An 11,797-nucleotide genomic window follows, 5' to 3' on the forward strand; every position below is an offset into this window, starting at 1 on the left:
GAGGCGGGGTTCCCCATGACCGACCGCAGCGGGCAGACGTCGGCGTTCGGGGTGTGGCTGGCCGGCAACGCCGCCGACCCGCGCGCGCAGGTCATCACGTCCGCGGGCGCCGGGTCGGCTGCAGCGATCGCGATCAACGCCGACCTGGTCACCGAGGACGTCGAACGCGCCGTGGAGGACCGCGACGCCGGCGACCCGTTCTCGCCGGCGATGGAGGCGCGGGGGGCAGAAGCCTCCGCCCGTCCCGATCGTCATCTACGGCCTCATGCCGCAGCTGCACCGGGCACGCGCCCAGCTGCTCGCCCGCCGGGCGTGAGCGGGCGGAGCGGTTGGGCCTGGCCGATCGCGTCACGACGCGGCAGCTGCCCTTGCCGAAGGAGGCCTGCCGATCCGGTTTCTTCGGACGCATTCCCGCTGTCCGTGACCACGGTCACCACCGGCACACGACCGCGTTGAGCGCCCGGCGCCGGGCCGTCCGGCGGTCGTGAACAAGCCCTGCCGCGGCAGCCCGCGGGGAGCTACGGTCGGCCCCAACCGGTAGCGCGTCGGCTCCGCGAGGCGGCTCGCGAGCGACGCGCTCACCGGATCCGACGGGAGACGGCGATGACCGACCTCGTGCTCGACAGCAAGATCCGCGTCCCCCGGCGGCGCCGCACCGCCGTCGGCCGTCCCCGACTCCTGCGCCGACTGGACGAGGCGACGCACACGCCGCTGACCTTCGTGTCCGCGCCCGCGGGGTTCGGCAAGACGACGCTGCTGACGGAGTGGCTCGCGACGGAACCAGCGGCGGCCGGAGCCGCCTGGGTGTCGCTGGACGTCTCAGACAACGACCCCGTCGTGTTCTGGCGGTACGTGGTCGCCGCGGTGCACGCCGTCCGCCCCCAGGTGGCCACCCGCGCACACGACCTGCTCACTGCGGCGCAGACCCCGACGGACGCGATGCTGGCGGTGCTGCTGAACGACCTCGCCGCCCTCGACGCCGACCTCATCCTGGTCCTGGACGACTTCCACGTCGTGACCTCGCTCGAGGTGCGTGACCACCTGACCGTGTTCCTCGAGCGCCTGCCCGACCAGGTGCACGTCGTCATCGCCGGCCGCAGCGACCCGGCGCTGCCGCTCGCCCGCTGGCGCGCCAGCGGGGACCTGCTGGAGATCCGCGCCAGCGACCTGCGCTTCACCTTCGAGGAGGCGATGACCTACCTGCGGGACGTGAGCGGTCTCGGTCTGGACGCCGACGACGTAGCGCTGCTGGAGGACCGGACGGAGGGGTGGATCGCCGCTCTGCAGCTGGCCGCGCTGTCGATGCGCGGCCGTCACGACCTGTCGGGCTTCATCTCCGGGTTCGCGGGCGACGACCGGTTCGTCGTCGACTACCTGGTCGAGGAGGTCCTCTCCCGACAAGCAGAGCCGGTCCGCCGATTCCTCCTGCGGACCAGCGTCCTCGCCCAGATGGAGGCTTCCCTGTGCGACGCCGTCGTCGGCCAGGGTGGGTCGCAGGCGATGCTGGCCTCGCTCGAACGCGACAACCTTTTCGTCGTCCCGCTCGACGACCGTCGCCACGCCTACCGTTACCACCACCTCTTCGGCGACGTGCTGCGCGCGCGCCTCCTCGATGAGGAGCCCGCTCACGTCGCGGAGCTCCACGCTCGGGCCAGCCGCTGGTGCGAGACCCACGGCGATCTGGACGAGGCCTTCCGTCACGCCCTGGAGGCCGGGGACGTCGAGCGTGCCGCGGACCTGCTCGAGGTCGCCGTCCCCGCGCTGACCAGGGCCCGGCGGGAGGTGACGTTGCGTGCCCGGATGGCGGCGATCCCCGACGACGTCCTGCGTCTGCGCCCCGTGCTCAACCTCGGCCACGTCGGCGCGCTCATGGTCCGCGGTGAGCTCGACGGAGTCGACCGGCGCCTCGCGGAGGTCGAACGCTGGCTCACCGCAGGCGACCTCCACCCCACGGACGTCACGCAACGGCCGGTGGTGGTCGACCACGACGCCTTCGAGCAGCTACCGGCCGGCGTGGCGGTCTACCGCGCGGCTCACGCCCTGCTCACCGGTGACGTCGCGGGGACACTCGAGCACGCCCACAGCGCCCTGGCGCTCGCACGGGAGGACAACCACGTGCTCCGGGGCAGCGCCGCCGCTCTGCTGGGGCTCGCGCACTGGCACCGCGGGGATCTGGAGCCGGCCCAGCAGTGGTATCGCGACTCCATCAGTCAGCTCCACCGAGCCGGGAACCTGTCCGACGTCCTGGGGTGCTCCCTAGCGCTGGCCGACATCCAGCAGACCATGGGGCGGCTGGCGGACGCCCTCAGCACCTTCCAGGAGGGCCTGCGCCTCGGCACGGCCCAGGACCCGCCGCTGCGAGGGACCAGCGACATGCACGTGGGCCTGGCCCGCGTGCTCGGTGAAATGGGTGACCTGACCGGAGCGATGTCACACCTCCAGGATGCTCAGGGACTCGGCGAGCACGCGGGGCTGCCGCAGAACGCGTACCGGTGGCGGCTCGAGTCCGCCCGCATCCGCGAGGCGCAGGGTGACATCCCCGAAGCGCTACATCTGATTGGCGAGGCGGAAGAGGTGTTCACCACAGACTTCTCCCCCGACGTGCGGCCGCTGAAGGCCGTCCGGGCGCGTCTGCACCTCGTCCAGGGCGAGCTGGTGCCCGTCGCCGCCTGGGCACGCGATGCACTCCTGGGCACGGGGGACGCCCCGGCGTACCTGCGGGAGTACGAGCACCTGACCCTCGTGCGCCTCCACCTGGCGCGAGCACGCGCGGGCCAGAGCGATGACCTCGACGACACCATCGCCCTGCTCGGACGGCTGGAGGTGGCTGCCGTCGACGGGGGGCGCATCGGCAGCGTCATCGAGATCCTCGCGTTACGGGCCCTCGCGCTCCAGGCAGCCCGCGAGGACGGCGCAGCGCTCGCCACCCTGGCTCGCGCCGTCGAGCACGCGGCAGGGCCCGGCTACGTCCGGGTCTTCCTGGATGAGGGCACCCCGATTCTCGTCCTGCTCCAGCAGCTTGCCAGGCGCGCCGACGCACCCGACCACGCCCATCGCCTCCTCGCCGTGGCCCGTGGTACGGCTCCCTCCGAGGCCCGCGCCCAGGCAACCCTCCCGAGCTCGCCGACGCCGACCCTCGTCGAGCCTCTCAGCGCCCGCGAGCTGGATGTGGTGAGACTCCTCGCCTCGGACCTCGACGGTCCCGAGATCGCGCGGGCCCTGGTCGTGAGCGTCAACACCGTGCGAACCCACACCAAGAACATCTACAGCAAGCTCGGCGTCAACAGCCGCCGGGCCGCAGTCCGTCGCGCGCGCGAGCTCGGCTTCCTGGGCGACGCCGGACCAGGACCCCGCTAGAAGGTCGCCGCGACTCCGGATCCGTTGCCGTACGGGCCCGGTCCCGCCGTCGCCCGCGGATCCGTCGTCAAGGATCACCACCCGGATCACCAAGGGTGGTGATCCGCACTCACCCACGCACTTCCTAGCGTGCGAGGACACCGCACCTCGACAGGCAGGACGAGCGTCATGAGCACCACCCCGACCAGCCACGACGGCGCCCTGACATATGCCATCCGTGTGCAGGGCCGCATCGGTCATCGCTGGTCGGCCTGGTTCGAGGGCCTGGACATCTCCAGCGCCGAGGACGGCACCACCACCATCCAGGGCGTCGTGGCCGACCAGGCCGCTCTGCACGGGCTGCTGCACAAGGTCCGCGACGTCGGCCTGCCCATCGTCTCCGTCACCCAGGTCGCCACCGACCACACCCACACCACCACAACCGAAGGGCTCTGACATGACCACGCTCACGTCGCCCGTCGCGCCGGTCTCCAACCGACACGACCTCATGCGGCGCACTGCCTTCCTCGGCGGGGCGCTGTACGTGCTGACGTTCCTCAGCTCCATCCCCGCTTCCGTGCTCACCGGCCCCGCGCTGGACCCGGCCTACGTCCGCGGCCCCGGCCTGGACGACCAGATCGCGCTGGCCGGCGTGCTGGACATCGTCAACATCCTTGCGGCCATCGGCAGCGCGGTGGTCCTGTACCCGGTCGTCAAGAGGCAGAACGCCACCCTGGCCCTCGGGTTCGTCGCGAGCCGCCTGACGGAGGGCGCCCTGCTGTTCACGGCGGTCTTGACCACCCTGTCGATGGTCACGCTGCGCCAGCAGGGCGACGCCTTCACCGTCGCTGACCCGGACACGCTGGTCGCGACCGCCGCCGGGCTCGTCGCGGTCCACGACTGGGCGTTCCTGCTCGGCACCGGCATGGCGGTCGCGAACGCGCTCATGCTCGCCCCGCTGATGTACCGGTCCCGCCTCGTGCCCCGCGTCATCCCGCTCCTGGGTCTGGTCGGCGCCCCGATGCTTCTCGCGGCGAACCTGCTGACCGTCTTCGGGCTCAACGAGCAGGTCAGCACCCTGAGCACGCTGGCCCTGCCCGGCATCTTCTTCTGGGAGCTCAGCCTCGGCATCTACCTCATGGTGAAGGGCTTCAAGCCCGCACCGATCCTGGCCTCGCCGGTCGCGAACCCGGCGCCGTCCTTGGCGGTGACCCGATGAGGGCCGCGACCTACCGCCGCTTCGGCGGCCCGGACGTCGTCCACGTCGAGGACGTCCCCTCCCCCACGGTCGGGGTCGGCGACGTCCTGGTTCGGGTGCACGCCTCGACGGTCAGCGCCGCCGACCGGCGTGCGCGCAGCCTCGACGTCCCTGCCGGCCTGCGGCTGCCCAGCACCCTGGCCCTGGGCGTCCGGCGGCCCAGACGTCCTGTTCTCGGCATGGACATCGCCGGGACCGTCACGGCCGTCGGTACCCACGTCACCCGCTTCAGCGTGGGCGACGAGATCATCGCAATGCTCGGCGCCTCGTTCGGCGGGCACGCGGAGTACGCCGTCATCGACCAGGACGCCGCCATCACCGCCAAGCCGGCGGCGATGAGCTTCGAGGACGCCGTCACCCTCGTCTTCGGCGGCATCACCGCACGCGCCTACCTGCGCCAGATCACCCTCCCACCCAAGGCCCGGGTCCTGGTCAACGGGGCTTCCGGGGCCGTTGGGACCGCCATGGTGCAGCTCGCCAAGGCCACCGGCGCGCACGTCACCGCGGTCTGCAGCGGACCCAACGCCGACCTGGTGACCCGCCTCGGCGCCGACCGCGTCGTGGACTACCGGACCGACGACTTCACCACGCAGGAGACCACGTACGACGTGGTCGTCGACTGCGTGGGGAACGCCCCGTTCGCCCGGGTGCGGCACCTGCTCAACCCCGGCGGTGCGCTGCTGCTCGTCGTCGCCGACCTGGGCGGCCTGCTGTCCGCCTCGTGGCACAGCCGCCGCACCGGTCACCCCGTCGTCACCACCCCCGGGACCTACCGCGCCGAGGACCTGACCCACCTCGTCAACCTCGCCGACACCGGGCACTACCAGCCGGTCCGCGAGACCACCGTCGATCTGGACGACATCGCCGACGCCCACCGCCTGGCGGACACCGGCCACAAGCGCGGCAACGTCGTCGTCCGGCTCGTCCACCCGGTGGACCGACCGTCCGCCGAGGACGCCCAGCACACCCGCCACCACCCCGAAGGACACCGATCATGATCGAGGCGCACGAGCTCACCAAACGCTACGGCGACAAGACCGCCGTGGACACCATCAGCTTCACCATCCCGCCCGGATCGGTCACGGGCTTCCTCGGACCCAACGGCGCCGGCAAGTCCACCACCATGCGCATGATCATGGGCCTGGACCGGCCGACCGCCGGTACCGTGACCGTGAACGGCAAGCCCTACGACCACCACCGCTCCCCGCTGCGTGAGGTCGGCGCCCTCCTGGACGCCAAGGCCGTCCACCCCGGCCGCAGCGCCCGCTCCCACCTGCGCACCATGGCCGCCACCCACAACATCAAGGCGTCGCGCGTCGACGAGGTCATCGACATGACCGGCCTGCACAAGGTCGCGAACAAGCGGGTCGGCGGGTTCTCCCTCGGCATGGGGCAGCGCCTGGGCATCGCCGCCGCCCTCCTCGGTGACCCCCGCACGCTCATCCTCGACGAGCCCGTCAACGGGCTCGACCCCGAGGGGGTGCAGTGGGTCCGCCAGCTCGTGCGCGGACTGGCGGCCGAGGGCCGCACCGTCTTCCTGTCCTCGCACCTGATGAGCGAGATGGCACAGACCGCCGACCAGCTCCTGGTCATCGGCCGCGGGCGCATCATCACCGCAGGCCCGGTTCAGGACGTCATCGACTCCGTCTCCGGCGCCGGCGTGCGCGTCCGCTCCCCACGGGCGACCGAGCTCGCCGCTCTGCTCACGGCTGACGGCGCGACCGTCAGCTCCCCGGAGCCGAGCACGCTCGAGGTCCGTGGCGCCACCGCCAACCACGTCGGCGAGCTCGCCTTCGCCCACGGGCTGCTGCTGCACGAGCTGTCCCCCCGCAGGGCCAGCCTGGAGGAGGCCTACATGAGCCTTACCCAGGACGCGGTCGAGTACCGCTCCGAGCCCACCAGCACCGCCTCCCAGAAGGGGCAGAACCGATGACCACCCTGACCACGACCGCTCCCGCGGTCACCACACCGCCCGCCTCCCGCGCCGGGGCCCCCGCCCACAGCACCTTCGCCGGCGTCATGCGCGGGGAGTGGATCAAGCTGCTGTCGCTGCGCTCGACCTGGTGGACCCTCGCGGTCACCGCTCTGCTCATGGCCCTCATCTCGCTGGCCGCGGCGTCCTCGCTCGGTGCCATGGCCGACGACCCGGTCATGGCACCCGCCCTGGCCGAGATGCACGGCGCGGAGGTCATCTCCGGCGGCTTCCAGATCGCCATGCTCACGATTGCCATGCTCGGCGCCCTGTTCATCACCGGGGAGTACTCCACGGGCATGATTCGCTCCACGTTCGCCGCCGTCCCCACGCGGCTCCCGGTGCTGGCCGCCAAGGCGATCGCGCTGGTCGTCCTGACCACGGCCGTCACCCTCGTCGGAGCGGTTCTCGCGTACGTCGTCACCATGCCGGCCCTTGCCGAGTACGACCTGGTCCCGCCGCTGGACGACCCCGGCACCTGGCGGGTCCTCGCCGGCACGGTGTACTTCCTGGTCGCCGCCGCGCTGTTCTCCCTCGGCATCGGCACCCTGCTGCGGTCCACCGCAGCGACGGTGACCCTCGCGCTGACGGTCCTGCTCGTCCTGCCCGGCCTGCTCAGCTTCATCAGCCTCGACTGGGTCGAGACCATCGTCAGCTACCTGCCACTGCCCGCCTCTTCCGCCTTCATCGCCGCGGGCGGGACGTCCGTGCGCGGTGTGGCCCTCAGCGCCCAGGAGGGACTGGTGACGATCGCCGCGTACGCGGTCGTCCCCCTCGTCGCAGCCGCGGTCACGCTGCGCCGCCGCGACGCCTGAGAACAGCTGGTAGCGAGACATAGCGCACCACAGAGGGCCGCGCCGCAACGGCGGAGCGGCCCTCTGACTGCTCCCTGACTGTCGGGTTCAGCGCGCGAGGCGCATGCCCAGCGACTCCGGTGCCGCCTCCACGAACCCCATGGACGCGTAGAGCCGGCGTCCCGGCTCGTCGGCCATGAGCGTCACGTAAGCACCCTCCGGCGCGGCTTCCTCGATCTGCGCCAGGAGGTCGGTGAGCACGCGGCGCCCCAGTCCACGACCCTGGTGCTCGGGCAGGGTCGCCATGTCCGCGACGTGGAAGTACCAGCCGCCGTCGCCGATGACACGGCCCATCGCAACTGCCCGTCCATCGTGCCGGACGACGCTCCAGCACCAGCTGCCGGCCAGCGCCCCCTCGCCCTGCGGCACCGACTTCGGCGACAGTCCGGAGGAGGCCCTCACGTGCAGGTAGTCCTCGATCGTCGGAGGGGTCCGGCTCAACTGGTAGGCGGGCTCGTCCACCCGACAAGACTAGAGGCGCGGTTCACGGCGGCGTGCCCGACAAGCGCCCCGGCCTGCTGCAAAGCGGATGGCGGCATGGCGTCTCTCGCGGCGCGTACGAGGTCAGGCAGAACCCGAACCGAGATGTCCACGGTCCTCCGACGTCCCCGACATGTCCATGCTCGTCCAGGGCCGACTTCGGCTCCCCTGAGCAAGCCAAGAGGCCCGCCCCGCCGAAGCGGTGCGGGCCTCTGACCTGCAAAGACACTGTCGGGATGACAGGATTTGAACCTGCGACCCCTTGACCCCCAGTCAAGTGCGCTACCAAGCTGCGCCACATCCCGATCGGCCCCGTAGGGCCGGGACGATGTTACAGCAGCCGAGCCGTGGAACCGAACCGAGTCCACATCCGGCGCGCGATGAGCGCCGGCACTCGGCCCGCCGACCCCGCGCACACCGCTCAGTCCTCCCGTGCAGCCCCGCGCACCCCGCGCACCCCGCGCACCGGGCCGACGTCCGCCTGCTCGATCTGGTCGAGCTCTGCCGCGACCAGGAGGAGCACCAGGAGGTCGACCACGAGCCCGGAGACCGCGGCCCACTGCTCGAGCCGGAAGACGAACACCTGCGTCAGCAGGAGGCTGACCAGCACGGCGCGGCGAAACAGGACGTAGCCCCGGTGGCGGTCCGTGCGCACGACGAGCAGGCCACGCACGGCCAGCACGGTCGTCGTCAGGGCACCGCCGAGGACTCCGCCGATCACCCACCACCCCAGGTCCGCGCCCTGATCCCACGCCATCAGCCCGCGCAGCACCGTGCTCGCCGCCGTCAGCAGCAGCACGCCGACGGTCACCTGCGGGACGAATCGCGCCGTGACGAGCCGCTCGGCCGTCCGCACCACCCAGGAGCTCACGGCGGAGATCGGGTTCGGGACCTCGCTGGGGTCGTCGTCGACGGCGGCCAGCAACGCCTCGACCTGCGCCGCCCCGTGCTCGCCCCGGCCCCGCTCCAGCAGCCGGTGCGCCTGGGCGCGGGTGCGCGGAGTGAACCCGCCGGCCAGGCCGGACACCGCGTGGTCGGCAGCGGCGGCCAGGTACTCGGCCGGGCGGTGCGGGGTCCGCCCGTGCAGGGCCTCGGCGAGCAGCACGAGGACGACGACCACGACGTAGATCAGCGCGGCCGTCGGTGCGTAGAAGTAGTCGTTGTCCGCCGTGACGAACTTGCCGATCTCGTCGACGAACAGGCCGAAGCCGATCCCGCCGAGCAGCGCACCGACGGGCCGGACCGCCGGTCCGACGAAGGACACCAGCACCACGAAGCCCAGCGCCATGAGCAGCCCGCCCCACAGCACGTGCGCGACGTGCAGACCGTCACCGCCGAGCTGGGGGTAGCCGGTCGCCGCGAGCAGGGCCCGGGTGAGCATGACGGTGACGACGGCCGAGACGAGGAAGCCCGCGACCTGGCTCGGGCCCGCCGGGTCACGCGGGAGCCCGAGCCGGAGCAGCAGGCCGCGCTCGTCGGGCCGGTTGCTCACCGCCGGCGCTTCTCCCGCACCCGCACCGAGATCTCGATCGGGGTGCCCTCGAAGCCGAAGTCCTCGCGCAGGCGTCGCTCGATGAACCGGCGGTACCCGGCCTCGAGGAACCCCGTGGCGAAGATCACGAACCGCGGCGGGCGCGTGTCCGCCTGGGTGGCGAACAGGATGCGCGGCTGCTTGCCACCGCGAAGCGGGTGCGGGTGCGCCGAGGCGAGCTCGCCGAGGAAGGCGTTCAGACGCCCGGTCGGGATGCGCTTGTCCCAGGACTCCAGAGCCGTGTCGAGAGCCGGCACGAGGCGGTCGCGGTGCCAGCCGGTCCGCGCCGAGATGTTGACGCGGGGCGCCCACTGGACCTGCACGAGGTCCTGCTCGATCTCGCGCTCCAGGTAGGGGCGACGGTCCTCGTCCATGAGGTCCCACTTGTTGTACGCGACCACCAGGGCACGGCCGGCCTCGACCACCTGGGAGATCACGCGGGTGTCCTGCTCGGTCATCGGCACGCTGGCGTCGACCAGGACGACGGCGACCTCCGCCTTCTCGATCGCGGCCTGGGTGCGCAGCGAGGCGTAGAAGTCGGCGCCGGTGGTCTGGTGCACGCGGCGGCGGATCCCGGCGGTGTCGACGAACAACCAGGGCCGCCCACGCAGCTCGATCTGCTCGTCGACCGGGTCACGGGTGGTGCCGGCGACGGCGTCCACCACGACGCGCTCGGAGCCGGCAAGGGTGTTCAGCAGGCTGGACTTGCCGACGTTCGGCCGCCCGACCAGCGCGACGCGACGAGGGCCGTCGGCCGGCATCGCCCCGCCCTGGGCGGAGACGGGCGGCAGCGCCTCGACGATGACGTCGAGCAGGTCGCCGGTGCCACGTCCGTGCAGGGCGGAGACGGGGCGCGGCTCACCGAGACCCAGGCTCCACAGCTCCGCGGCGTCGATCTCGGCGCGCGGGCCGTCCACCTTGTTCGCGGCGAGGATCACGGGCTTGCCCGAGCGACGCAGCAGCTTGACGACCTGCTCGTCGGTGGCCGTGCCTCCGACGGTCGCGTCCACGACGAACAGCACGACGTCGGCCAGATCGATCGCGACCTCCGACTGCTCGGCGACGCGGGCGTCCAGGCCGGCGACATCCGTCTCCCAGCCCCCGGTGTCCACCAGGGTGAAGTTCCGGCCCGCCCACTCGGCGGGGTAGCTCACGCGGTCGCGCGTGACCCCCGGGGTGTCCAGGACGACGGCCTCACGGCGGCCGAGGATGCGGTTGACGAGGGTGGACTTGCCGACGTTCGGTCGGCCGACGACGGCGAGCACGGGCAGGGGGCCGGCGGGCGCACGGCCCTCGGCCTCGGCTCCCTCGCCGTCGAGAAGGGCAAGGTCGGCGTCCTCGAGCTCGTACTCGGCGAGGCCGGCCCGCAGGGCCTGCTCGCGGACGATCTCGTCGGGCGTGGGGTTCTCCATGGGCACCATCCTCCCAGCCGCGCGCCCCTGCGACGAACCACGTGCTCAGACGGTCGGTCCAGGGCCGTCCCCCGGGAGCGTGACGCCGTGCCGCGCGGCCGACTCGGCGACGTGTCGCGCGAGGGCGGCCGCCACGAGATCGGCCGTGAGCCGCAGGGACTCGCGTGCGGAGTCCGCGGGCTGCGGGTCCACCGGCGCGCCGAACTCGATCACGAGCCTGCGTCGGAAGCCGGGGACATGACCCATCGGCTCCCCCGTCCGCCGGGTGCCCAGCACCGCGACGGGCACCACGGGGGCACCGCCCTGAACGGCGAGCCAGGCCACCCCGGCCAGGGCCCCCGCTGTGGGCGTCTCCCCCATCTGCGCCACGGCCTGGTCGAGCGCGACCCAGGGCGCGGGGCCCGCGATGTGCTCGGCGACCTCGGCGACGGACACCTGCCGCGTGGACCCGTCCGAGAGCCTCAAGGCGATCCGGCGCTCGTCCTGTGCGACGACCTCGCCGTGCAGGACCTCTCCGTCGAGGAGCCTGAGCTCCTCGGCCGCCGCGCCCGCAGTCAGCGACGCGAGGAGGAGCGCGCCGAGGCCGAGCGCGCGAGCCGTCCCGGAGAGCTTGCCGATCCTCAGCGCTCCTCCTCCTCGATCCCCAGCGTCGTCGTGACGCTCTTCTGGTGCGTGGGGATCCAGACGGCCTCCTCCCAGGAGGCGCCCGCACCCGCGACCACGTTCATGATCGACGTCGGATGCTCCGTGTCGTGCCCGCAGCCGCACAGATGACCGAACTCGTGGGCCAGGGTGAGGCCCACGGCGCTCGCGAACCCGTCGATCAGGCACCGGATCTCGTCGGCGCGCCTGTTCGACGCGCGATCCTCGCCCCAGCGGTAGGTCCCGTCCAGCAGCGGGAGGTCCGCCGCCGTGAGCGGCGGCTCGAGCTTGCGCGTGATGTACATCGTGCGC

The 11,797-nt window shown here is 72.3% G+C and carries 11 protein-coding genes, 1 tRNA gene and 1 pseudogene; 7 read left to right on the plus strand and 6 right to left on the minus strand.

Annotated elements, in window-relative coordinates:
* From ABWK99_RS08200 to ABWK99_RS08230, 7 genes and pseudogenes are all read left to right on the plus strand, one after another.
* Positions 1-456: pseudogene (locus tag ABWK99_RS08200) on the plus strand (hypothetical protein); the annotation flags it as partial.
* Positions 457-603: 147 nt separating this feature from the next.
* Entirely contained in the window at positions 604-3,357 is a 2,754-nt protein-coding gene (locus ABWK99_RS08205; RefSeq protein WP_372594211.1) for a LuxR C-terminal-related transcriptional regulator, read from the plus strand.
* Between the two features lie 168 nt (positions 3,358-3,525).
* Positions 3,526-3,792, plus strand: a complete 267-nt coding sequence (locus tag ABWK99_RS08210; protein WP_372594212.1) for a hypothetical protein — start codon at positions 3,526-3,528, stop codon at positions 3,790-3,792.
* 1 nt (position 3,793) lies between these two features.
* Positions 3,794-4,555, plus strand: coding sequence for a DUF4386 domain-containing protein (locus tag ABWK99_RS08215; protein WP_372594213.1), 762 nt, complete (start codon positions 3,794-3,796; stop codon positions 4,553-4,555).
* The gene (locus ABWK99_RS08220; protein ID WP_372594214.1) at positions 4,552-5,592 is read left to right on the plus strand and encodes an NAD(P)-dependent alcohol dehydrogenase; all 1,041 of its coding nucleotides are present in this window, start codon (positions 4,552-4,554) and stop codon (positions 5,590-5,592) included. The genes ABWK99_RS08215 and ABWK99_RS08220 overlap by 4 nt, the downstream gene beginning before the upstream one ends.
* The gene (locus ABWK99_RS08225; RefSeq protein ID WP_372594215.1) at positions 5,589-6,527 is read left to right on the plus strand and encodes an ABC transporter ATP-binding protein; all 939 of its coding nucleotides are present in this window, start codon (positions 5,589-5,591) and stop codon (positions 6,525-6,527) included. Before ABWK99_RS08220 ends, ABWK99_RS08225 begins: the two co-directional genes overlap by 4 nt.
* Complete coding sequence (locus ABWK99_RS08230; protein ID WP_372594216.1) at positions 6,524-7,381, plus strand: ABC transporter permease subunit; 858 nt, start codon at positions 6,524-6,526, stop codon at positions 7,379-7,381. Before ABWK99_RS08225 ends, ABWK99_RS08230 begins: the two co-directional genes overlap by 4 nt.
* 87 nt (positions 7,382-7,468) lie before the next feature.
* Here the strand turns inward: ABWK99_RS08230 and ABWK99_RS08235 are convergent, their stop codons facing one another.
* The 6 genes from ABWK99_RS08235 to ABWK99_RS08260 form a co-directional block, all read right to left on the minus strand.
* Positions 7,469-7,882 (minus strand): GNAT family N-acetyltransferase, encoded by a 414-nt coding sequence (locus ABWK99_RS08235; protein WP_372594217.1) that lies wholly within the window; start codon positions 7,880-7,882, stop codon positions 7,469-7,471.
* 249 nt (positions 7,883-8,131) lie between these two features.
* Positions 8,132-8,205: transfer RNA gene (locus ABWK99_RS08240), tRNA-Pro, on the minus strand.
* Between the two features lie 116 nt (positions 8,206-8,321).
* On the minus strand, positions 8,322-9,392 hold the full coding sequence (locus ABWK99_RS08245) for a hypothetical protein (protein ID WP_372594218.1): 1,071 nt from the start codon (positions 9,390-9,392) through the stop codon (positions 8,322-8,324).
* Positions 9,389-10,843, minus strand: a complete 1,455-nt coding sequence (gene der / locus ABWK99_RS08250; RefSeq protein WP_372594219.1) for a ribosome biogenesis GTPase Der — start codon at positions 10,841-10,843, stop codon at positions 9,389-9,391. Before der ends, ABWK99_RS08245 begins: the two co-directional genes overlap by 4 nt.
* Positions 10,844-10,888: 45 nt before the next feature.
* Complete coding sequence (locus ABWK99_RS08255) at positions 10,889-11,278, minus strand: hypothetical protein (protein ID WP_372594220.1); 390 nt, start codon at positions 11,276-11,278, stop codon at positions 10,889-10,891.
* A gap of 185 nt (positions 11,279-11,463) precedes the next feature.
* The coding region (locus ABWK99_RS08260; RefSeq protein ID WP_372594221.1) for a hypothetical protein at positions 11,464-11,797 on the minus strand (334 nt) is incomplete at its 5' end.

Source organism: Actinotalea sp., from assembly GCF_041597215.1.
Classification (GTDB): domain Bacteria; phylum Actinomycetota; class Actinomycetes; order Actinomycetales; family Cellulomonadaceae; genus Actinotalea.

Coding starts and splice junctions, on each gene's coding strand:
- ABWK99_RS08225 (WP_372594215.1), top strand. CDS start 5,589: ATGATCGAGGCGCACGAGCTCACCAAACGCTACGGCGACAAGACCGCC.
- ABWK99_RS08210 (WP_372594212.1), top strand. CDS start 3,526: ATGAGCACCACCCCGACCAGCCACGACGGCGCCCTGACATATGCCATC.
- der (WP_372594219.1), bottom strand. CDS start 10,843: ATGGAGAACCCCACGCCCGACGAGATCGTCCGCGAGCAGGCCCTGCGG.
- ABWK99_RS08230 (WP_372594216.1), top strand. CDS start 6,524: ATGACCACCCTGACCACGACCGCTCCCGCGGTCACCACACCGCCCGCC.
- ABWK99_RS08220 (WP_372594214.1), top strand. CDS start 4,552: ATGAGGGCCGCGACCTACCGCCGCTTCGGCGGCCCGGACGTCGTCCAC.
- ABWK99_RS08215 (WP_372594213.1), top strand. CDS start 3,794: ATGACCACGCTCACGTCGCCCGTCGCGCCGGTCTCCAACCGACACGAC.
- ABWK99_RS08205 (WP_372594211.1), top strand. CDS start 604: ATGACCGACCTCGTGCTCGACAGCAAGATCCGCGTCCCCCGGCGGCGC.